The following is a 20,472-nucleotide window of genomic DNA, read 5'->3' on the forward strand; positions in this document are numbered from 1 at the left end:
GGGTATGACAGGCCCTGAAGAGTCGGATTCGGACATGCGCAGTGTCGGTCAGAATTTCGTATTGATGACGTGCTCGGCAATCTGAATGGCATTCAGCGCCGCCCCCTTGCGCAGATTGTCTGCGGCAACGAAGAGGACGAGCCCCTGGTTATTGGGGACTGCCTGGTCCTGCCTCACTCGTCCTACGAATGTACCATCCCGACCGGTAGCCTGTCGAGGACCCGGCAGATCGGTCAGTGACACGCCCTCTGCACCTTCAAGAACAGCGGTTGCGTCCTCCGGGGTGATGGGTGCAGAGAACTCTGCATGGACCGATAGTGCATGCCCGGTAACAACTGGAATGCGCACACAGGTGCCGGAAACGCGAAGATCCGGAATACCCAGAATCTTGCGCGACTCATTGCGGAGCTTCTGCTCCTCATCGGTCTCCAGAGAACCGTCGTCCATCAGATTTCCGGCCAGCGCCACCGCATTGAACGCAATGGGTGCTGCGTACACCTGCGGGGCCGGTTCGGAATCGACCTTGCCGTCCGTGACCAGAGCGGGGATGTCGCTCGCGAGGGTCTGGACCTGACTGGTGAGCTCCTGCACCCCGGCGAGGCCGGACCCGGACACGGCCTGGTAGGTCGCGATGGTCAGGCGCTCCAGCCCGGCCTTCTCGTGGAGGGCCTTCAGGGCGGGGATCGCCGCCATGGTGGTGCAGTTCGGGTTCGCGATGATGCCCTTCGGGGCGGTGAGTGCGAGCTCGGCGTTCGCTTCGGCCACGATGAGGGGGACCTCGTCGTCGCTGCGGAACGCGGAGGAGTTGTCGATGACGATCGCGCCGGCCGCGGCGAAGCGGGGTGCGTGCTTCTTCGAGGCGGCGCCGCCGGCGCTGAACAGGGCGATGTCCACCGCGTTGTCACCGGTGATGTCCGCGGTCTCGACGTCCTCCACCGTGTACTCCTCGCCGCGCACGGTCAGGGTGGTGCCGGCGGAGCGGGCAGAAGAGAACAGGCGCAGGTGCGAGAACGGCACCTCGCGCTGCTCGATCAGGGACAGCATCACCTCGCCGACCTGGCCGGTCGCGCCGACCACGGCGATGACGGGTGCTGAAGAAGTGGTGGTCATCGTCCGGTTCCTCCGTACACAACTGCTTCGTCCTGGTCCGAGTCGAGCCCGAACGCGGTGTGGATGACGCGGACCGCGTCGTGCATGCGGTCAACGTCGGTCACCACCGAGATGCGGATCTCGGAGGTGGAGATCATGTCGATGTTGATGCCCGCGTCGCCGAGGGCGCGGAACAGCGAGGCAGAGACTCCGGGGCTGGACTTCATGCCGGCGCCGATGAGGGACACCTTCGCGATCTGGTCGGTGTACACCAGAGTCTGGTAGCCGATCTCGTCCTTGACGGCGCGCAGCGCTTCGATCGCCTTCTTCGAATCCGCTTCCGGCAGCGTGAAGGACACGGCGACGGTGCCGTCCACGGTGGAGACGTTCTGGACGATCATGTCGACGTTCGCGCCGGTGTTCGCCACGGTCTCGAAGATCAGCGCGGACTTGCCGGGGACGTCCGGCACCTCCACCAGGGTGATCTTGCCTTCGCTGTCGTCGTGGGCGACCCCGGAGATGATCGGGGCCTCATGGCCAGGTTGGGTCGTGTAGGACACGGACTGTTCTCCTCGATCTGGTCGTTCAGTGGGCGGCGGCGGCCTGCTGCTTACGGGTGATGATCGGGTCCACGGGGAAGTCGCGGTCCGAGTCATCGCAGATGATGGTGCCGATCTTCCCGCTGTAGCTGGAGCGCACGTGCAGCGGCACGCCGAAGCGGCGCGCGTACTCCACGCAGCGCAGCATCAGGATCTTGGCGCCGCTGGCGGCCATCTCCAGCATCTCCTCGGCGGAGAGCTCGGGGATGCGGCGGGCGGTGGGGACGATGCGGGGGTCGGCGGTGAAGACGCCGTCCACGTCGGAGTAGATCTCGCAGACGTCGGCGCCGAGGGCGGCGGCGAGCGCGACCGCGGTGGTGTCGGAGCCGCCGCGGCCGAGGGTGGTGATCTCCTTGGCGCTGTGGGAGACGCCCTGGAAGCCGGCGACGATGGCGACATGGCCCTGGTCGAGGGCGCTGCGGATGCGGCCGGGGGTGACGTCGATGATGCGGGCGGAGCCGTGGGAGTCGTCGGTGATGACACCGGCCTGGGACCCGGTGTAGGCGTGGGCGGAGATGCCGAGGTTGTTCAGCGCCATGGACAGCACGGCCATGGAGATGCGCTCGCCGGCGGTCAGCAGCATGTCGAGTTCGCGCGGCGGCGGGGTGGGGGTGACCTCTTCGGCGAGGTCGATGAGCTCATCGGTGGTGTCGCCCATGGCGGAGACCACGACGACCACTTCATGACCGGCCTTGGAGTACTTGGCGATCCTCGCAGCGACTCGCTTGATCGCGGTGGCGTCCTCTACGGACGACCCGCCGTACTTCTGGACCACGAGGGCCATGCGCCTGCTCCTTCGACGTTGCGGTGACTACCGAGGTGAAAACTTTCAGTTAGCCCTCGGTAGATCTTGGCACGCTCTGCGCCCACAGCCCAACAAGTGTGTCCAATTCCTGCCAATTGGACGGTCACCTAAGGCAGGTGCGGCATCCGTCGGGTGGCCGACATCCGTCGGCCGGGATGGGGACCTACCAGCGCTCCACCCGCCGGCCCGCTCCCCCGGCGCGTCGCTCACCGGCGCGGCCCGCACGCCCCGCGAGGCGACCGATCAGCCGGCGCGCACGCTCCCCCGTCGCGCCGACGCCGCGGTCACGCAGCACATCCACCCCCGCGGGGATGCCGTTGCGGTCCGAGGTGGCCTCCGCGCGGTGCCGCAGGATCGGGCGGGCGGCTGCGGCGGACCGGCCGAAGTCGGGCAGGCGCACGGTGCTCTGCTTCTGCACCGGGGCGCCGTGGCGGATGCGCGCCGCGGGCAGCATCTCGTCCACACGGGTCCTCACCTGCTCCGCGCCCTGCCGCACGGCATCCTGCGCGGGAGCGGGCACGTGAGGGGCCGACGGCATCTGCTGCTCCTCGGCCCGGGCCGCCTTCTGGATCCGGCGCTCCTCCTGCGCGAGAGCACGGCGGACCATCGTGCGGTGCTCCGCGTCCTGCACGTCCAGCCGCTGCGCCCACTGGGTGCGGGTCCCCGTCGGCGGCACGATCGCGGTGAAGTCCACCGGGCGGCGCGCATACCAGTGGGCCGGGCCCACCAGCACCGTCACCGCCTGCCGATGCAGCACGATCCCCATCGCGATGAACGCGAGCAGCGCCAGCGGCACCATGACCACCGGCTGCGTGAGCAGCGCATCGAGCGTCGCCCGGCCCGACCACCCCAACGGGCCGCGCAGCACCAGCAGCGCCACCAGGAGCGCCCCGCCGAGGCCGACGGATGCCGCCGCAGCGATCCACGACGCCGCGAACCGGTTCGGCAGCAGCCGCAGCAGGCCCGCATACGCCGCCGTGCTCGCTGCGACCCACCCGGCGAGCGACACAGCGGCCAGCAGGACGAGCGGCAGCGGGTAGCCGACCAGGTCGGAGGAGGAGTCGTACCCGGCGGCGATGATCCACAGCAGCGGCTCCTCCATCATCAGCATCAGCGGGAACACCACGAGCGCGGCCACCCACGCACCCCGGATCACCGCTTCGAGCGCGCGAAGCGGCATCTGTGGACCGATGTGCAGATCCACGTGGGCGAGGTCCGCGGCGAGGACATGAGCGGCGCGGGGGTCATCGACACCGAGGATCGCGCGCGCCCGGTCCGAGCGCGCCGCGTCCGTCAGGGCGACTGTGCGCAGCGCCCCCACGCTCTGGATCCCCAGCAGCCTCGGCACCGGCACGGCGGCGCGCAGCAGGCCGTACGCGCAGGAGCCCGCCACCACCATCCACATCAGCAGGAACGGCCGGTGGGCCGCAAAGTAGTCCCAGCCGGCGTCGCCGAGCCTGCCCGGCACGAGCAGCAGGAACGGCACGGTCAGCAGCAGCGGCGCCAGCACAACGGCCGCGATCCGTCCCGCCACAGCCTGCTGGAACGCTGCCTCGGTGCCGTACGCGCGGGGCCGGACCCGCGCCGCCAGCAGCAGACCCGCCGGCACCATGACCGCAGAGACCACCGCTCCGAGAGCGGCGAGCCCTCCCGCCAGCAGCACGGTGGTGACGAAGCCGGAGGGGAATGTGCCCGAGCCGGTGTGATCGCGGGTGATGGTGCCGATGGCGGCGGTGCCGGCGAACACGCCGCCGAACCCGGCAAGGAGCGACCCCACGATGAACAGCGGCCAGACGAACGCGCCGAGCAGAGCGGCGGTGACGTAGAGGCCGACGGGTGCCTGCCTGACGAACGCCCGAGGCGATTCGGCGAGGATCTCACTGGGCAGGTCGATGTGCCGACTCTCGGGGCGCAGCGGCGCGAGTCGGCCGGGGGCCTCGGTGGGGTGGGGTGTCGGCATCGTGTCCATGCTTCGACACTACGCAGATCATGCGCGGCGCGGCATGGGTCCCGGTGGGGAGTTCGGCCCCGCGGACCGTTCAGCTCGGCCGGGAAGGCTCAGATCGAGCGGCGGCCGAGGAAGGCGCGGCCGAGCGTCATCTCGTCGGCGTAGTCGAGGTCTCCGCCCACCGGCAGCCCGGAAGCGAGGCGCGTGACCTTCACATCCTGCGCGCCGAGCATGCGCGCCAGGTACGAGGAGGTCGCTTCGCCTTCGATGTTGGGGTCGAGCGCGAGGATGACCTCGTCGGTCTCGCCCTTTGCGATGCGCTGCATGAGCTCGGAGATGCGCAGGTCGTCGGGACCGACACCGCCGATCGGGTCGATGGCGCCGCCGAGCACGTGGTAGCGGCCGCGGAATTCGCGCAGGCGTTCGATCGCGAACACGTCCTTGGACTCTTCGACCACGCAGATGATGTCGTTGGAGCGCCGGGCATCGGAGCAGATGCGACAGATCTCGGTCTCGGAGATGCCACCGCAGATCTCGCAGAAGCGGACCTTCTCCTTCACCTCGATGAGGACATCGGCGAGGCGGCGCACGCTCTCCTCGTCGCGGTCGAGCAGGTGGAAAGCAATGCGCTGCGCTGACTTGGGGCCGATGCCGGGCAGCGTCCCGAGCTCATCGACCAGATCCTGAACCACACCTTCGAACACGCGCCCCACTCTACCGGGGTGGGTGGGGCCCCGGGAGGCTGGCGGCCGGGCAGGCGGGCGGCCACAGGCTAGTGGCCGGGCAGCCAGGCAAGCAGGCGGGCGGGCTCACTTGTACGGGACTTCGCCGGAGAAGTCGATCTTGTTCGTGGCGTCGTTCCACGTGTACGTGGAGACGTAGTCCCTGCCGTCCTCTTCCATGTACGTGACGGTGATGGACGACGGGCTGTTCCGGTCGATCCGGTACCATCCGGTCTGCGCCTTGCCGGTGGTGGTGCCGATGTACGTGCCCTTGTGGAACAGCATGATCTGCGAGGCCGCGAACTCGGCGTCAGCGTCCGACGCGAGCGTCGCATAGGACAGCGGCAGGTTCGGATCGTACCCGTGGGAATTCGTCAGCCACCCTTGGAAGGATCCGTTTTCGGGCTGCTTCACCTTGCTGAACCCACGCTTCACTTCGGCGGGCGCGCCGTCGAGGCCGTCAGCGGCCGGGCCGTTCCCAGCAGGGCCGGGGTCCGGATTGTTGGTGGATGGCTGCTGCGCGGGCTGCTGCGCGGGGGCGCTCTGGTTGTTCTGCGCCTTCGGCTTCGGCGCTGCGGAGGACGGCGCAGCCGTCGGCGACGGTGCGGCGCTGGTGCTCTCCGCCGGGGTGGCCGACGGGGTCGCGCTTGCCGATTCGCTCGCGGTCCCACTGGGCGACGCGCTGTCGTCCGCGGTGGGCGACTCGCTGGGCGATGCGCTCGGCGAGCTGTCCTGGGCCGCCGTCTCCTTGCCGGTGAAGGTCGGAGAGGCGTCAGGATCGGACCCGCTGAACTGGTCGATCATGCCGCAACCGGCGATCAGAGCAGCCGACGCGACCGCGGCGGTGGCGGCGGCAACAGCGCGAATGGACCGAGTGGTCACAGATGTGCGGAATGTTCGATTCGTCCCCATGGCTGAACCGTACCCGGCACCGAGTCTCCGGGGGGCCATTTCGTTATCTTTTCATGACCGGTTCCACCGGGCGTGACCAAAGCTCCGGATGTGTCGGCCCGTCGGCGCGTCTGCCCCTCTCGGTGACGGGGCAAGGGAGGGCGCCTGCCGGGGTTCAGGTGACACCCGAATCCGTCGGTCCTGCGCCGATAGTGTGGTGCGCAACTGCGGCGCGCCCGCGCCCCATGGAAGGAAGCTCATGCCCCAGCCCCCCGCACCGTTCGAGTCGGTGACCGTGCTCGCTCCCGAAGCGGAGCCGATCGCCGTGGTGAAGCAGACCGGTCTCGCGTTCGCTGACCTGCCCGCTCTGATGGATGCCGTGTTCACGCACCTCATGCCGACGCTCGCCGCCCAGGGTGTGGAGCTCGTCGGCGCACCCCTGTCCTATTACACGCGCCTGGAGCCGTCGGGCATCGACGTGCAGGTCGGGTTTCCGATCGCTGAGGAGTCGACCGCGGCGCTGTCGGAGCCTCTGCAGCTGGCGGACACGGAGTACACCGTGGAGCTCTCGCACTTGCCGGAGTCGCGGGTCGCGGCGCACACCTACATGGGTGGGTACGACGGCCTCGGCGGGGCATGGCAGTCGTTCCTCGGGCAGGTGGCGGAGCGCGGCCTGGTGCCGACGAAGCACTTCTGGGAGGTCTACGTCACCGAGCCTACGGCCGACGGGGACCCGGCGCTGAACCGCACAGACCTCTTCATTGCGCTGGACAACGACGAGGACGGCGAACCGGACGACCTCGTCGCCTGACCCGCTCGTGAGCTCAGACATCGGCTGCGCCACCGGGCGCGGTGGTCAGTAGGCGTCGGTGTTCTGCGTCTCGTCGATGACTTCGAGGACTTCGCCGCCGAGGACCTGTTCCACGATGTCGCGGCCGGGGCGACGTGACGTGGAGGGACCGGTGGCGTCGGCGTCGTCGCGGGACGCGCCGCCGAACGGGTCGTCGTCGATCGGGGCGGCGGCGCTGCTGACCGACGGGTTCCCCGCACCAGCGGTGCCGGGGCCGCGGCCGCGGGCGTTCGCGAGGTTCTGTCGGGCGGCGGCGCGAGCGAGGTCGGCGCCGGACAGCGGGCGGCCCTGCTGGCCGGCGGCGGGGCCCACCTGCGTGGCGGCCGGAGCCGAGCTAGGACCGGAGGTCGAGCCGGGCGCAGAGGGCGGCTCGGCTGCGGGCGGCTGCGCAACAACGGCATCGCCCCAGGAGGCGGGTTCGGGCGAGGCAGCACCGGTGCCGGCGGAGGTGTCGCCGAAGGGAGCGGGGCCAGGGTCGGCGGCGGGGCTTGCGGGGCCCGCTGGGGGCGCGTCCTGTGCGTCGGCATCGGCCTGCGCTCCGGCATCGTCGGATCCGATCACGAGTGTCGCCGACGGGGCGAAGTCCGCTCCGTACGCCTCGCGCATGGCGGCGACGAGTTCGCCCTGGCCGTGGGTGCGCGGCTCGTCCTCCCCCGGCTGCGGCGGGAGGCTCACTGGGTCGATCGCTGCGGGCTTCGCCGGGGCCGGGCGCTCATCTGCGCCTCGTGATGCGGGCGCCTGCGCGGCATTCTGCTGCGCGGCAGCGGAGGCGCCTCGCTCGGAGTGGGCGGCGTAGCCGTCGTCGGCGGGGAAGTCGTCGTGGTAGGGGTCGAACGGGGGCTCCTCGTCGATGAAGGAGTCCTCACCGGCTGACCCCTGGGGCGCCGGCGGCGCCGACGGGGCGGGAGTCGACTGGGCAGACGCGTTCGCAGTGGGGGCAACGGACTCATGATCCGCGGCTCGTGGCGACGGGGATGCGTCGCCGGCTGCGTCGCCCCACTGTGCGGGTGCAGCAGAGGGTGCCGACGGGGCGGCGGACTGCACTGGTGCTGGCTCTGCCGCCTTCGCTGGCACTGACGCCTGCTGCGGAGGCGCTGCCTCGCTCGGCGGGCGGTTGACCACGACGTCACCCCAGCCACCATCATCGCCCGCCTGCGGAGATGCCGACTGCGCCCCACCGCTACTCGTCGTGTTCTGCGAGCCCGGTCCAGTGCCAGCGGCACCCGTCGGCCCGCCGCCCTGCCCCTGCGGTCCGCGACCAGCCTGCTGCCCGCCCCGGTGCATTCCACCCTGGTTCGGGCCACCCTGCCCCTGCGGGCCGCCGGCTGCGGGCCCGCCGCTCGGGTCGCTAGCCGCCGGGCCGCCCGCCGCCGGGCGTCCGGCACTACCCGATGGGGGCATCTCTCCCCCGGCCGTGGCCTCCACGGTCACGTCGAGGTGGGTGATCTTCTTGACCGCTTCGGCCATGTTCTGCTGGGCGGTGCCGCGGTAGAACGCTGCCACCAGGCCGGTGGAGCGGAACGCGAGGACGAGCTGAGTGCCGTCGAACGAATGCACGGTGCCGTTCTGCGCGATCAGCGCCCAGGACGGCCGACGGATCGACTGCAGCTGGTCCATGATCGCCGACCAATGCTGCTCGATGCGCTCCGCCCCGCCGGGTGCAGAGCCGCCCTCGGCGGGAGGCTGCGCGGCACTCGGCTGCTGCGCCGCCTGCTGGGCAGCGCTCGGCTGCACGGCGCTGGCCTGAACAGCACTGGGCTGCACGGCGCTGGCCTGGCGAGCGCTCGGCTGGGATGTGCTCTGCTCGGCAGGGCGCTGACCGTTCGCGCCGGTCGATGCGGCCTGCTGGCCGCCGCCCTGGCTGTTCTGCTGCGCCGGCGCGGACTGGCCGCTCGACGGGGAGATCGCCTGAGCCCCTCCCCCGCCGGGCTGAGCGACAGGTCCCCAATCATCAGCATCCGCGGCCGGGGCGGGCGCCGCGGACTGGCCAGGCGCCGCGGAGGGGGCGGAAGGTGCGGGCGCCGCGGACTGGGCAGGCAGGGCTGACCGGGCGGGCGCCTGCTGGCTCTCGGCCGGCGCCTGCGGCGGCGCGCCGCCGCCCGGCATCTGCTGCTCCGCCTGCGCCCGACGGTTCCGCGACGCCTCCGCCTGCGCACGCGCCACCTGCATCGCACGCTCCCGTGCCGACCCGCCGGAGCCGGCACCCGTCGGCCCCTGCGAGCCACCCGCCGCACCGGCACCGCCAGCGCGACCGGCCGCGGACCCGCCCGCAGCGACCCCCGTCAGCCCCTGAGCATGACCCGCCTGCGGCGCCGCCTGACCGCGCAGCATCAGCTTCGCCGCCAGCAGCTCCAGGTGCAGCCGCGGCGCCGTAGCCCCCGACATCGCATCCAGCGCCGCCGAGACGATCTCCGCGCAGTCCGTCAGCTCCCGCGGCTGGAACCGCTGCGCCTGCTCCATCAGCGCCTCCAGCTGGTCCACCGGCACATCCGGCAGCAGCTCCGCCGCATGGTCCGGCGCCGCCGTCAGCACGATCAGGTCGCGGAAGCGTGCCAACAGGTCCTCCACGAACCCGCGCGGCTCATGGCCCGAGCCGATCACCTCATCGATCGCCGTGAACAGTGCGTTCGCATCCGTCTCAGCGATCGCGAGGGTCGCCCGGTTCATCAGCTCGATATCGGTGAAGCCGAGCAGCGCCGCCGTCAGCTCCACATCGAGGCCGCGCTCATCCGAGCCCGCCATCAGCTGGTCCAGCACCGACAGAGTGTCGCGGGCACTGCCGCCGCCCGCGCGGATCACAAGGGACAGCACACCCTCGCCCACCGGCACGTTCTCCTGCCGGCAGATCTCCTCCAGGTACGGCAGCAGGACCTGCGGCGGGATCAGCCGGAACGGGTAGTGGTGGGTGCGCGACCGGATCGTGCCGATGACCTTGTCCGGCTCCGTTGTCGCGAAGATGAACTTCACATGCTCCGGCGGTTCCTCCACCAGCTTCAGCAGCGCGTTGAACCCCGCCGAGGTGACCATGTGGGCCTCGTCGATGATGAACACTTTGAACCGGTCCCGCACCGGCGCGAACGAGGCGCGTTCGCGCAGTTCGCGCGCATCGTCCACACCACCGTGGCTGGCGGCGTCGATCTCCACCACGTCGAGGCTGCCGGCGCCGTCCCGGGCCAGGTCACGGCACGAATCGCAGGTGCCGCAGGGAGTGTCCGTGGGGCCCTCCGCGCAGTTCAGACAGCGCGCCAGGATCCTGGCTGAGGTGGTCTTGCCGCAGCCGCGCGGCCCGGAGAAGAGGTAGGCATGGCCGACGCGGTTCGCGCGCAGCGCGCGGCGCAGCGGTTCGGTCACATGGTCCTGGCCGATGACCTCGGCGAAGGATTCCGGACGGAGACGACGATACAGAGCAGTAGTAGCCACCGCTCCAGCGTAGTTCAGGGCCGGGCCCGCGCCGCCCGGGTTGTGGATCACCGGCAGGACCAGCCGGTGGGTACGAAACGACCCCTCATGCACCTGCCAGAGCTCTCCTGCCCTTGCTGCCGTCAAGCCCTGGGGGATTCAGAAAGATGACACCGCATGAGGGGTCGCTCCCACTGTACACAGTGAGGGCCCTCCAGTCGAAAGGAGCGCGGCGCAGTTCACGCGCCGCGGCCCATGCCGCTGGCGGTCGCGCCGCTGCCCGTTCTGCCGGGGATCGCGCCGCTCAGGCCGGCGAGGTCAGCGCAGGTGCTCCGCCAGGAACGGATCCACCACGGCGAAGAAGCCCTCCGGCTGGTCTTGGCGGACCCCATGACCGGCGTTCGGAACCTCCGCCACCTCGACCAGCTCATTGCCGATCACTTCGAGCTCGCGGCGCTGGTCCGCGCCCACGAGGACCTCACTGGTATCCGAGGTGATGACCATCGTGGGGACCTTCAGCGCAGCGGCGACGTCCTGCCACGGCGTGGACGGCGCCACCTGGCCGAGCCGCACCAGCTCCGGGTCGGTCCGCATCCACGACAGCACCGACACGACCGCATCCTCCGGGGCGCGCTGCGGCCGCTGCTCGAACAGCTCCTTCACCACGGCGCCCGGATCCCTCCGCGCACGCACGAGGTCATCCGACGCGCCGCGCGGGCCCCGCTCGCGGTACCCGTCGGCCTGCTCCTCGGTCAGCCAGGCGGGGTCCTCCAGGACGGCGCACGCGACCTTCTCGGGGCCGACGCGGACGGCGACCTCGGCCATGACGGCGCCGCCCATGGAGTGGCCGATCAGGCCGACGGGGCCGTGGGATGCGGCGATCTCCTCCACCAGGTCGATCATCGTGTCGACCGCGGCGTCGGGTGCCGCAGCGCGCTTGAGGTCGTCGGCGCTGAAGCGGGGGGACGAGCCGTGGCCGAGCAGGTCGACCGTGATCACGCGGTAGCCGGCGGCGGCGAGGTGAACGGTCTGGCCGTGGAGGGCGGCGGAGCTGCCGGTGACGCCGTGGACCGTGACGAGGGTGGGACCCGCCGCGGGCCCGGTGACGGTGTAGGAGAGGCGTCGATCAGAGCTGAGGAGGCCGACGGAGGCCGCGGAGCGAGTGGTGTCCATGCGGCGGATTGTCCCAACGCGCCCTTGGGGAGCGATCACGAACCGATAACGAATAGGTAACACTTACCCATGGCCGACAATCCTGGCTGGACGCAGATTGTTGAACAGGGCACACTAGCCGGGATCCCTATGGGGTGACCCAAGCCACAACGGAGTCTTGGCTCGCACCCCCTTCTCCTCGGAGGACACTCAATGGAACCACTCATCTCCTGGTTGAACGACGTCATCTGGTCGGACTACCTGGTCTACCTGTGCCTGCTCGCAGGCCTCTACTTCACCATCCGGACCCTGTTCCTGCAGGTGCTGCACCTGCCGGACATGTTCACCTCGATGGCCCGCGGCGCGAAGTCGCCCGACGGCATCTCCTCGTTCCAGTCCCTGATGCTGTCACTGGCCGGCCGAGTCGGCATGGGCAACATCGGCGGCGTGGCCACCGCCATCGCCTTCGGCGGCCCCGGTGCCGTGTTCTGGATGTGGGCCGTGGCCTTCCTCGGCTCCGCCACCTCGTTCGTGGAATCCACCCTCGGCCAGATCTACAAGGAGAAGGACCAGGACACCGGTGAGTACCGCGGCGGCCCCGCCTACTTCATCGAGAAGTCCTTCGCCCACACCAAAGCCAGCGGCATCTTCAAGGTGTACGCGATCGTCTTCGCGATCATCACCATCCTCGCCATGAGCTTCTTCCTTCCGGGCGTGCAGGCCAACGGCGTCTCCCAGGCCGTCGACCAGGCCTGGGGCATCAGCCCGTGGATCTCCGCGATCGTCCTGGCAGGCGTCCTCGCCGCCATCGTGTTCGGCGGCATCAAGCGCATCGCCACCTTCGCCGGCATGGCCGTGCCGTTCATGGCCGTCCTCTACATCCTCGCCGCGATCATCGTCATGATCGTGAACTTCCAGCAGATCCCCGAGGTCTTCGGGCTCATCTTCCGCTCCGCCTTCGACGCCGAGGCTGCGTTCTCCGGGATGATCGGCGCCGCCATCGCCTGGGGCGTGAAGCGCGGTATCTACTCGAACGAGGCCGGTCAGGGCACCGGCCCGCACGCCGCTGCAGCCTCCGAGGTGTCCCACCCGGCGAAGCAGGGCTTCGTGCAGTCCTTCGCGGTCTACGTGGACACCCTGTTCGTGTGCTCCGCGACGGCGTTCATGATCATCTCCACCGGTGCGTACAACGTGTACCGCGACGAATCGATCGAGGGCGCCGTGGTGCACAACGGCAAGAACATGCCGATCGACCAGGAGCCCGGCCCCGCCTACGTGCAGTCCGGTCTGGACAGCCTGGCGCCCGGCTTCGGCCCCACCTTCGTGGCCATCGCCATCGCCCTGTTCTGCTTCACCACCGTGCTCGCCTACTACTACATGGCGGAGACCAACTTCACCTACATGAACCGGTACGTGAAGAACCCCGCTGTGCGCCGCGGCATCATCTGGTTCCTGCGCATCCTGATCTGCATCTCCGTCATCTACGGCGCAGTCTCCACCTCGGGCGCAGCCTGGGCCCTCGGCGACATCGGCGTGGGCAGCATGGCCTGGCTGAACATCGTCGCAGTGCTCATCATGCAGGGCCCGGCACTCAAGGCACTGAAGGACTACCGCGCCCAGAAGAAGGCCGGCAAGCTGTTCGAGGACATCACCTTCGACCCGCGCGCCCTCGGCATCGCCGGTGCGACCTTCTGGGAGAACCGCATCGACGGCATCACCGACCGCGAAACCGTCGGCCACGAAGCCGTCGGCCAGCAGACCGGCTCCACCGCGGTCGACGACCGCCGCTGACGGCCCGCACACCAGCTCCGCTCGGAGCATCGAAGCGCCCGGCTCACTGCCCCCGCAGTGGACCGGGCGCTTCACTTTCCCCGTCGGCCACCAACCCGCCCCCGTCGGCCGCCCACCATGTGAACACTCTGGTCTCGAACCGGCGGGTTGCGCATACTTATTCCTCTGATCAGCAATCCACAGAAGGCAGACATGGCACGTCCATCCACCCCAGCCCCCACGGAGGCAGCCGACCGCGGCGCCTTCTCGGGCCGCACCGCGTTCATCTTCGCGGCCATCGGCTCGGCAGTGGGCCTCGGCAACATCTGGCGCTTCCCCTACACCGCCTACGACAACGGCGGCGGCGCGTTCATGATCCCCTACCTGATCGCCCTGCTCACCGCCGGCATCCCCCTGCTGTTCGTGGACTACGCCATCGGCCACCGCTGGCGCGGCTCCGCACCGCTGGCGTGGCGCCGCATGAACCGTCGCGCAGAAGCAGTCGGCTGGTGGCAGGTGCTCATCTGCGTGGTCATCGGTGCGTACTACGCAGCGATCCTCGCCTGGTCGCTCTGGTACACCCTGTTCTCCTTCACCAAGAAGTGGGGCTCGGACCCCGCCGCGTTCTTCGGCGAGTTCACCCAGGCCGACGCCCCTGAGACCGCCTCCATCACCTGGGACTTCGTCCCGGCGCTGCTCGGCGGCATTCTGCTCGTGTGGATTCTGGTCGCCGTGGTCCTCGCGCTCGGCGTGCACAAGGGCATCGCGCGCTCCTCCGCAGTGTTCATCCCCCTGCTGATCGTCATGTTCATCGTGCTGGTGATCCGCGCCGTCACCCTGAAGGGCGCCGAGGTGGGCCTCAACCAGCTGTTCCAGCCGGACTGGAGCGAGCTGACCAACGGCAGCGTCTGGGTCGCCGCCTACGGACAGATCTTCTTCTCCCTGTCCGTCGCGTTCGGCATCATGCTCACCTACGCCTCCTACCTGAAGAAGAAGACCGACCTGACCGGGTCCGGTCTCGTGGTGGGCTTCGCCAACTCCGGCTTCGAACTGCTCGCCGGCATCGGCGTGTTCGCCGCGCTCGGCTTCATGGCGACCGCCACCGGCCAGGGCGTCAACGACGTCGCCGCCGCCGGTGTGGGCCTGGCGTTCATCGCCTTCCCCGCGATCATCAATGAAGCACCCATGGGTGAGCTGGTGGGAGTGCTGTTCTTCGGCTCCCTCGTGCTGGCCGGCTTCACCTCCCTCATCTCGATCATCGAAGTGGTCGTCGCGGCAGTGCAGGACAAGCTCGGCCTCGGGCGCCTGAGCGGCACACTCGCCGTGGTGCTCCCGATGTCCGTGATCTCCGTGCTGCTGTTCTCCACCACCTCCGGCCTGAACCTGCTGGACGTGACGGACAAGTTCATCAACTCCTTCGGCATCGTCACCGCCGCACTGGTGGGCACCTTCCTGGTCGCCTTCGTGCTGAGGGCCCTGCCCACCCTGCGCGACCACCTGAACATGTACGGGACGTTCCGCGTGGGCAACTTCTGGCTGATCACAGTGGCGGCCGTGGCGCCGCTGATCCTGCTGAGCACCCTGTGGCTGGATGCCAGCGACATCCTGAAGAACGGGTACAACGGGATGCCCAGCTCGTTCGTCAACACGTTCGGCTGGGGCATGGCCGGCGCTGTCGTGGTGGTGGCAGTGCTGCTGAGCCTGCTGCCGTGGTCCGCGCGCTCCAACGCGCACCGTCTGGACTCCGACGGCGACCCCATCGCCGATCCCGCGATCCCCGACACCCGCCTTGAGGCGCCGCACGGCCACCGCTACCCGCAGGAGCTGCGCGCCGATGTCGCCGCAGTGCGGCAGGCGGACCCGGTGGACGTCCCCGCCGGTGCGGTGATCGCCGGATCGCATGCCCAGCCGGACAAGGTGGGCCCCGGTGGGATCGCCGTGGAGGCCGAAGGTGAGTCCTCGGCCGCTGACCTCGGCACCGGCCAGACCCATCGGGCCCCGCACCCCGGCACTGATGCCGACATCACCGACACTGCCGCGAAGGGAGACGCCCGATGAGCACCGGAGCCATTGTTCTGCTCGTTCTGTCCATGGTCCTGCTCTGGGGCGGCCTCGGCCTCGCCGTGCTGAACCTGATCCGCAACGAGGACTACTCCGCTGATCGGCACAACCCCGACACGGCTGATGCGCCTGCCGACCGTTCTCAGTCCCGCGGCGGTGCGGACTCCGTCGGGCGCGACCAGGAGGCCGACGGGCACACAGCGTTCAACGGTTCCCACGCCGCCGACCGGTGACGGCTGGCCGTGACTGCTGACCGCTGACCATTGCGGCCGGCCGCTCACCGGTGACCAGACGCCGCTCACCGCGCACTGCACGCCACGAGTGTGACCTTCGCCCCCGCAAGGGGGCTGAGGATGCAGGCAACGGGAGCGTCCGCTAGGATGGAAGCCACTGCTCGCGAGCACATGTGTTCGCGGACAGCTCGAGGAGGATTCGCATAGCGGCCTAGTGCGCACGCCTGGAACGCGTGTTGGGTTAATAGCCCTCGGGGGTTCAAATCCCCCATCCTCCGCCGAGCAGAAGAGCCCCGATCTCACGATCGGGGCTCTTCTCGTTTCCACGCCGAACGGCTCTGCCGTTCCCGCGCCGGAGCTGCAGCACCCAGCACGCCTCACGGACAGATTCCGCGACGAAACCGCCTCTCAGTGGCATCTGACTGCCCGAACGGCCGATTCTGTCGCGGTTCTTGTTCGGCCAGGCCCAACACGACCGAGCCCATCGAGCCGCGGCGTGCACTTTCCGACCAAAATTCCACCGATCCGGCCATTTTCGCGGCCGAACGGGCAATCTGCTCCAACTTTTGTACGGCGCTGCACCAATGCCAACGGCCCCGCCGGTGACCTGCACTTCGTAGCCCACGGCGACGGTGGTCTGGGTCTTGCCGGTGTACACGGAGATCGCTTCGGAGTCCGACGGGGCGAGAGCGCCGACGGGTGCGAGTTCGCCGACGGCGGCTGTGCTGTCAGCGGAGTCAGCGACCGCAGGAGAGTCTGCGCCGAGGCCGAGTGCGAGGACGGCACCAAGAGCGGCGACGGTTTTCGTCACGCAACGGGTGCGGCGTGCGGTTCCGGTAGCCGGAGATTCGTATTCCCATTCGGGGGAGATCCGCGCGCCGAACCCCGCATACGACGACGGATCGCCCGGGGCGAATCCGTCGGACTCCCCCTTCGACCGCACAACCTGGTAACTTCACATCCAGTACTCACTGCGGCGCCGACCCGAGCGGCCGCGGCCACCATCACCGCGGCGCCCCGTCGAAGCAGCACGAGCTCCGCCGAACAGAGGAGACCGTATGGCATCGATATCCGGAATCGTCGCGATAGTCGTCGCGATAGTCGTCGCGATAGTCGTGGTGGGGGTGCTGGCACTCGTCGCGCTCACAGTGCTGGGGCTCGCGATCTGGGTGATCGTGGTGCGCAACGGCCTCGTCGCGAAGCGCACCCGCGCTGAGGAAGCACTGCACGGCATCGACGTTGCCCTCGAAGCCCGCTTCGACCAGATCACCGCCCAGAAGAACGTGGTGACCGGAGCGGTCCGAAAAGAAGTGGACCTCATCATGGGCGCCACGGCGATGCGGACGGGCCGCCCCGTCGGCGACCTCAGCGTGACAGAAAAAGCCCAGCTCACCGACGCGATGCAGAAAGCGGAACGGGTCATGCTGACCGCCGAGGCGTACCCGAGCATGAACTCGCTGGAGAACGTGCAGCTGCTGCAGCGCACCATCAACGAAGCGGAGGAGCGTCTGCAGGCGTCACGCCGGCTCTACAACGCGCAGGCCACCGAGTTCAACGTGTCCCGGCAGATGTTCCCGCAGAATATTGTTGCCCGCGTGCTCAGCCTGCCGCTCATGGACCTGTTCGAGGTGAGCGCAGAGACGAAGAGAGATCCGGTCGATTTGGAAGGATTCCTCGGCTGATGGCGGCGAACCACGACCTCACGATCCCGCCGTTCGAGCAGATCTGGGCGCGCATGAACGTGGACGAAGCGGCCGTCCGCGCAGACACGAAGGACCTCCGGTTCGAAGGCGGCGCCGGCGCCGTCCTCAAGATCGGCATGTGCCTCGGCGTGATCGGGTTCTTCCTCGGTGTCCTCGCCTACTTCGTATCCAACACTCTCGGCATCCTCATCATTCTGCCGAGCGTCGCGATCATGGGCGTCTCGGTGTTCGTCGGCCTGAAGCGCGCGGGCGCGGCGAGTGACACGTTCACGGAATCCGTCGGAGCCCCGTTGATGCGGCAGCTGCTCGACGGCATGGCCAGCCACGACACTGTCAGCGGCGACGCCTCCCCCATGCAGGCCGCGTACACTCCGCGCGGTGAAGTGCCGCGGCCGCTCCTCGCCGCCTCCGGCCTCGTCTACGACACGCGCATGGTGCAGGAGGATGTGGTCACCGGCCGCCTCGGCGCCACCGACTTCGTCCTTGCGGACCTGAAGTGGCGCTCCGCCATCACCCCGGAGGAACGCGCCCGGGAGAATTCGGAGCCGTCTGAGCGCCAGTGGCGGGAATGGCGTTCGGTCGCGCGAAAGCGCCTCAACGACACGGGCCTACGCGTCACCCGCTCCATGGTGCAGGCCGAAGCCGAAACCATGTACTGGCGATCCCGCCGCCGCAGCGCCCTCGAACAGAAACTCGCCGACGCGCTCGACGCGAGGATGCGCGAAGCGCACCGGCTCGGTCCCTCCCTCGTGTTCTTCTCCGCCGACTTCCACAAGCACTTCACCTCCGAAACGTACTTCCTGCCGCGCAAGCGCGTGCGCGGGCTCGAAGCGATGGAGAAGCGGGAGGCCGACGGGGCGGGGCTTGAACCGATGCGGCTGGTCGGCACGCAGATGCCCGACGGTGTGGACGGCTGGACCAGCGACCAGGCGGAGGCGCGCTATCTGGTGACACCGCAGCTCATCGAGGCGCTGAACGCTTTCGTGGCCGAGGCGGGGTCTGATGCGGTCGCGGTGTCGTTCACCGACAACCGGATGAACATCGCCGTAGGTGTGGACACGGACCGGTTCAGCCTCGACCCGACGAACGGAGACATCCGCGCCGCGGCCGAGCAGATCTACCGGGACATGGTGCGGTTCCTGCGGCTCGTGCAGGACTTCGACCTGAACACGAGGATCTGGACGAAGGACTGAGCGGCGCGGCGTCGGCGTCAGGCGCCGAGGGCCTTGAGGATCTCGCGGTTGAACGCCTCGAGGTCGCCCGGGCTGCGGGAGGTGATGAGGTTGCCGTCCACCACGACCTCACTGTCCTCCCAGGCCGCACCGGCGTTGACCAGGTCCACCTTCGTGGAGGCGAAGCTGGTGAGACGGCGGCCGCGGGCGAGGTCCGCCTGAGCGAGGATCCACGGGGCGTGGCAGATCGCCGCGACCGGCTTGTCCGCTTCGAAGAATGCCTTCACGAGCGCGACGGCGTCCTCGTCGAGGCGGAGCGCGTCGGCGTTGAGGGTGCCGCCGGGCAGCACCAGCATGTCGTAGTCATCCGCGTTCGCCTCGCCGACGGGCACATCCACATCGAAGGTGTGGGCATGTTCCCAATCGCCTTCCATGCCCTGGAGGGTCCCCTCGGAGGGCGACACGATCACGGTGGTGGCGCCGGCGTCGTCGAGGGCCTTGCGGGGGCTGGTGAGCTCGATCTGCTCCACCCCGCGGGTGAGGAGGAATGCGACCTTCTTATCGGTGACAGTCATCGACGTTCTCCTTTCGATGGGTTTCAGGGAGCGCTCGTGAGCTGGGGCTTCTCAGCTCGGCGCTCCGCGGTGGCCTCACAATAGCGGGCGAATCCGCCCGTCAGCTCAACAACGTCCAGCCCGGCCCGGCGCAGCACGCTCGCCGCCACCGCACTGCGCACCCCCGATTGGCAGAACACCACGATCCGGCCCTGCCGCAGCTCGCACCGGTCCCACAGCACCCGGCCCGCGCTCAGCTGCTGCGCCCCCGGGATGGTTCCGCGCGCGAACTCCGCCTTCTGCCGCACATCCAGCAGCATGTCGTGCCCGAACCCGTCCAGCTCCTCGGGGCCGACGGATGCCGGGGAGTACAGCTCGATGCCGTCGAGACAGCGGATGAACCCGACCACTCGATCGATGCCGACCCGCACCAGGTGGTCCGCCATCCGCTGCGCCTTCTCCTCACTGGCGGCGAGCAGGATGATGCCCGCGGAGTCGGTCTCCGGGTCCACCGCCCAGGCGCCGAAGCTGGCGAGCCTGCGGGGCGCCGGGATGGTGAGGGACCCGTCGGCCACCCCCTCGGCGATGTCGTCGAGGCCGCGCGCATCGATGAGGACGTGGGACCCGTCGGCCAGTGCCGCCTGCGCCGCCCCGCCGGAGAACTCCGCGAGCCCGGGCCGCTCCCCCAGGATCGCGGGGCCCTGACGGTTCTGGCGCTTCATGCGGGAGAAGTAGGCGTGCGCGTCGGGCTGGCCGTTCAGCAGCTGGTCGGTGAAGCCCTCGAGGTCACCCATCCGCACGTACGGAACCCACCAGGCGAACTCGCGCTCGTAGCCGACGGTAGTCGTGGGAACCGCGCTCATCGCCTTGCCGCACGCGGACCCGGCGCCGTGCGCGGGCAGCACCTGCACGTAGTCCTCCAGCGGCAGGAAGTGCTCACGCAGCGAATCGAAGAGCTGCCGCGCGCCCTCGTAGCGGGTGTCGGTGCCGCCGGCGACCTCATCGAGCAGGTCGGGACGGCCGAGGTCGCCGACGAACACGAAGTCACCGGTGAAGGCGTAGCCGACCTCGCCGACACCGTCCACGTCGGTGGTGCGGGATCCGTCGGCCACGAGGAACATGAGGTGCTCGGGGGTGTGGCCGGGCGTGTGCACCGCTTCGATCGTGAGGGAGCCGATCTGGATGTCGTCGCCGCTGTGGAGGAGGGTGGCGTCGTACCCGTAGGCCCAGTCGGTGCCGCCCTCCCCGGAGAGGAAGATGCGGGCGCCGGTGGCGGCGGCGAGTTCGCGGGTGCCGGAGAGGTAGTCGGCGTGGATGTGGGTCTCGGTCACGGCGGTGATGCGCACGCCGAGGGCGTCGGCGCGGTCGAGGTAGACCTGGATGTCGCGGCGAGGGTCGATGACGATCGCTTCGCCGGCGGCGGGGCAGCCGACGAGGTAGCTCACCTGTGAGAGGTCATCGTCGCCGAAGCGTTCGAGGATCATGGCGCGGCTTCCTTCCTGCGGTGACCTGTGGTTTCACCGA

The 20,472-nt window shown here is 69.3% G+C and carries 14 protein-coding genes, 1 tRNA gene, 1 other RNA gene and 1 pseudogene; 7 read left to right on the top strand and 10 right to left on the bottom strand.

Features of this window, described 5'->3' with window-relative positions; all coding sequences use genetic code 11:
- Window positions 1-48: 48 nt before the first annotated feature.
- The 5 genes and pseudogenes from R3I40_RS08950 to R3I40_RS08970 all read right to left on the bottom strand — a co-directional run bounded on the left by R3I40_RS08950 (window position 49) and on the right by R3I40_RS08970 (window position 6,045).
- Window positions 49-1,110: an aspartate-semialdehyde dehydrogenase gene (locus R3I40_RS08950; RefSeq protein ID WP_183376393.1), complete on the bottom strand. Its 1,062-nt coding sequence runs from the start codon at window positions 1,108-1,110 to the stop codon at window positions 49-51.
- Window positions 1,107-2,472 (bottom strand): annotated as a pseudogene (locus tag R3I40_RS08955) (aspartate kinase). Before R3I40_RS08955 ends, R3I40_RS08950 begins: the two are co-directional and overlap by 4 nt.
- A gap of 184 nt (window positions 2,473-2,656) precedes the next feature.
- The gene (locus R3I40_RS08960; protein WP_285262485.1) at window positions 2,657-4,462 is read right to left on the bottom strand and encodes a hypothetical protein; all 1,806 of its coding nucleotides are present in this window, start codon (window positions 4,460-4,462) and stop codon (window positions 2,657-2,659) included.
- An 89-nt stretch (window positions 4,463-4,551) separates the two neighbouring features.
- Window positions 4,552-5,145: a recombination mediator RecR gene (gene recR, locus R3I40_RS08965; RefSeq protein WP_183376383.1), complete on the bottom strand. Its 594-nt coding sequence runs from the start codon at window positions 5,143-5,145 to the stop codon at window positions 4,552-4,554.
- A 105-nt stretch (window positions 5,146-5,250) separates the two neighbouring features.
- Window positions 5,251-6,045 carry an LppP/LprE family lipoprotein gene (locus R3I40_RS08970; protein WP_285262486.1) on the bottom strand — a complete coding sequence of 265 codons (795 nt, stop codon included), beginning with the start codon at window positions 6,043-6,045 and terminating at the stop codon, window positions 5,251-5,253.
- 268 nt (window positions 6,046-6,313) lie between these two features.
- Here R3I40_RS08970 and R3I40_RS08975 point away from each other — a divergent pair, with 268 nt between their 5' ends.
- On the top strand, window positions 6,314-6,865 hold the full coding sequence (locus R3I40_RS08975; RefSeq protein ID WP_285262487.1) for a GyrI-like domain-containing protein: 552 nt from the start codon (window positions 6,314-6,316) through the stop codon (window positions 6,863-6,865).
- 45 nt (window positions 6,866-6,910) lie between these two features.
- Here the strand turns inward: R3I40_RS08975 and R3I40_RS08980 are convergent, their stop codons facing one another.
- From R3I40_RS08980 to R3I40_RS08990, 3 genes are all read right to left on the bottom strand, one after another.
- The gene (locus R3I40_RS08980) at window positions 6,911-10,324 is read right to left on the bottom strand and encodes a DNA polymerase III subunit gamma and tau (RefSeq protein WP_317699953.1); all 3,414 of its coding nucleotides are present in this window, start codon (window positions 10,322-10,324) and stop codon (window positions 6,911-6,913) included.
- Window positions 10,325-10,397: 73 nt separating this feature from the next.
- An RNA gene (gene ffs / locus R3I40_RS08985) (signal recognition particle sRNA small type) lies at window positions 10,398-10,493 on the bottom strand.
- A gap of 128 nt (window positions 10,494-10,621) precedes the next feature.
- Window positions 10,622-11,476 (bottom strand): alpha/beta fold hydrolase, encoded by an 855-nt coding sequence (locus tag R3I40_RS08990; protein ID WP_183376375.1) that lies wholly within the window; start codon window positions 11,474-11,476, stop codon window positions 10,622-10,624.
- Between the two features lie 192 nt (window positions 11,477-11,668).
- Here R3I40_RS08990 and R3I40_RS08995 point away from each other — a divergent pair, with 192 nt between their 5' ends.
- The 6 genes from R3I40_RS08995 to R3I40_RS09020 all read left to right on the top strand — a co-directional run bounded on the left by R3I40_RS08995 (window position 11,669) and on the right by R3I40_RS09020 (window position 18,415).
- On the top strand, window positions 11,669-13,246 hold the full coding sequence (locus R3I40_RS08995; RefSeq protein ID WP_183376373.1) for an alanine/glycine:cation symporter family protein: 1,578 nt from the start codon (window positions 11,669-11,671) through the stop codon (window positions 13,244-13,246).
- 192 nt (window positions 13,247-13,438) lie between these two features.
- Complete coding sequence (locus tag R3I40_RS09000; protein ID WP_285262511.1) at window positions 13,439-15,283, top strand: sodium-dependent transporter; 1,845 nt, start codon at window positions 13,439-13,441, stop codon at window positions 15,281-15,283.
- Complete coding sequence (locus R3I40_RS09005; protein ID WP_259923347.1) at window positions 15,280-15,519, top strand: methionine/alanine import family NSS transporter small subunit; 240 nt, start codon at window positions 15,280-15,282, stop codon at window positions 15,517-15,519. Before R3I40_RS09000 ends, R3I40_RS09005 begins: the two co-directional genes overlap by 4 nt.
- A gap of 192 nt (window positions 15,520-15,711) precedes the next feature.
- A tRNA-Ser gene (locus R3I40_RS09010) sits at window positions 15,712-15,797 on the top strand.
- 780 nt (window positions 15,798-16,577) lie between these two features.
- Complete coding sequence (locus R3I40_RS09015; RefSeq protein WP_285262512.1) at window positions 16,578-17,201, top strand: LemA family protein; 624 nt, start codon at window positions 16,578-16,580, stop codon at window positions 17,199-17,201.
- Entirely contained in the window at window positions 17,201-18,415 is a 1,215-nt protein-coding gene (locus R3I40_RS09020; RefSeq protein ID WP_285262513.1) for a DUF3137 domain-containing protein, read from the top strand. The genes R3I40_RS09015 and R3I40_RS09020 overlap by 1 nt, the downstream gene beginning before the upstream one ends.
- Window positions 18,416-18,432: 17 nt before the next feature.
- Here R3I40_RS09020 and R3I40_RS09025 read toward each other — a convergent pair whose 3' ends face one another.
- Complete coding sequence (locus R3I40_RS09025) at window positions 18,433-18,969, bottom strand: type 1 glutamine amidotransferase domain-containing protein (RefSeq protein WP_285262514.1); 537 nt, start codon at window positions 18,967-18,969, stop codon at window positions 18,433-18,435.
- A 23-nt stretch (window positions 18,970-18,992) separates the two neighbouring features.
- Window positions 18,993-20,432 (bottom strand): MBL fold metallo-hydrolase, encoded by a 1,440-nt coding sequence (locus R3I40_RS09030; RefSeq protein ID WP_285262515.1) that lies wholly within the window; start codon window positions 20,430-20,432, stop codon window positions 18,993-18,995.
- Window positions 20,433-20,472 lie beyond the last annotated feature (40 nt).

The sequence above is a fragment of the Helcobacillus massiliensis genome, assembly GCF_033106145.1.
GTDB lineage: Bacteria > Actinomycetota > Actinomycetes > Actinomycetales > Dermabacteraceae > Helcobacillus > Helcobacillus massiliensis.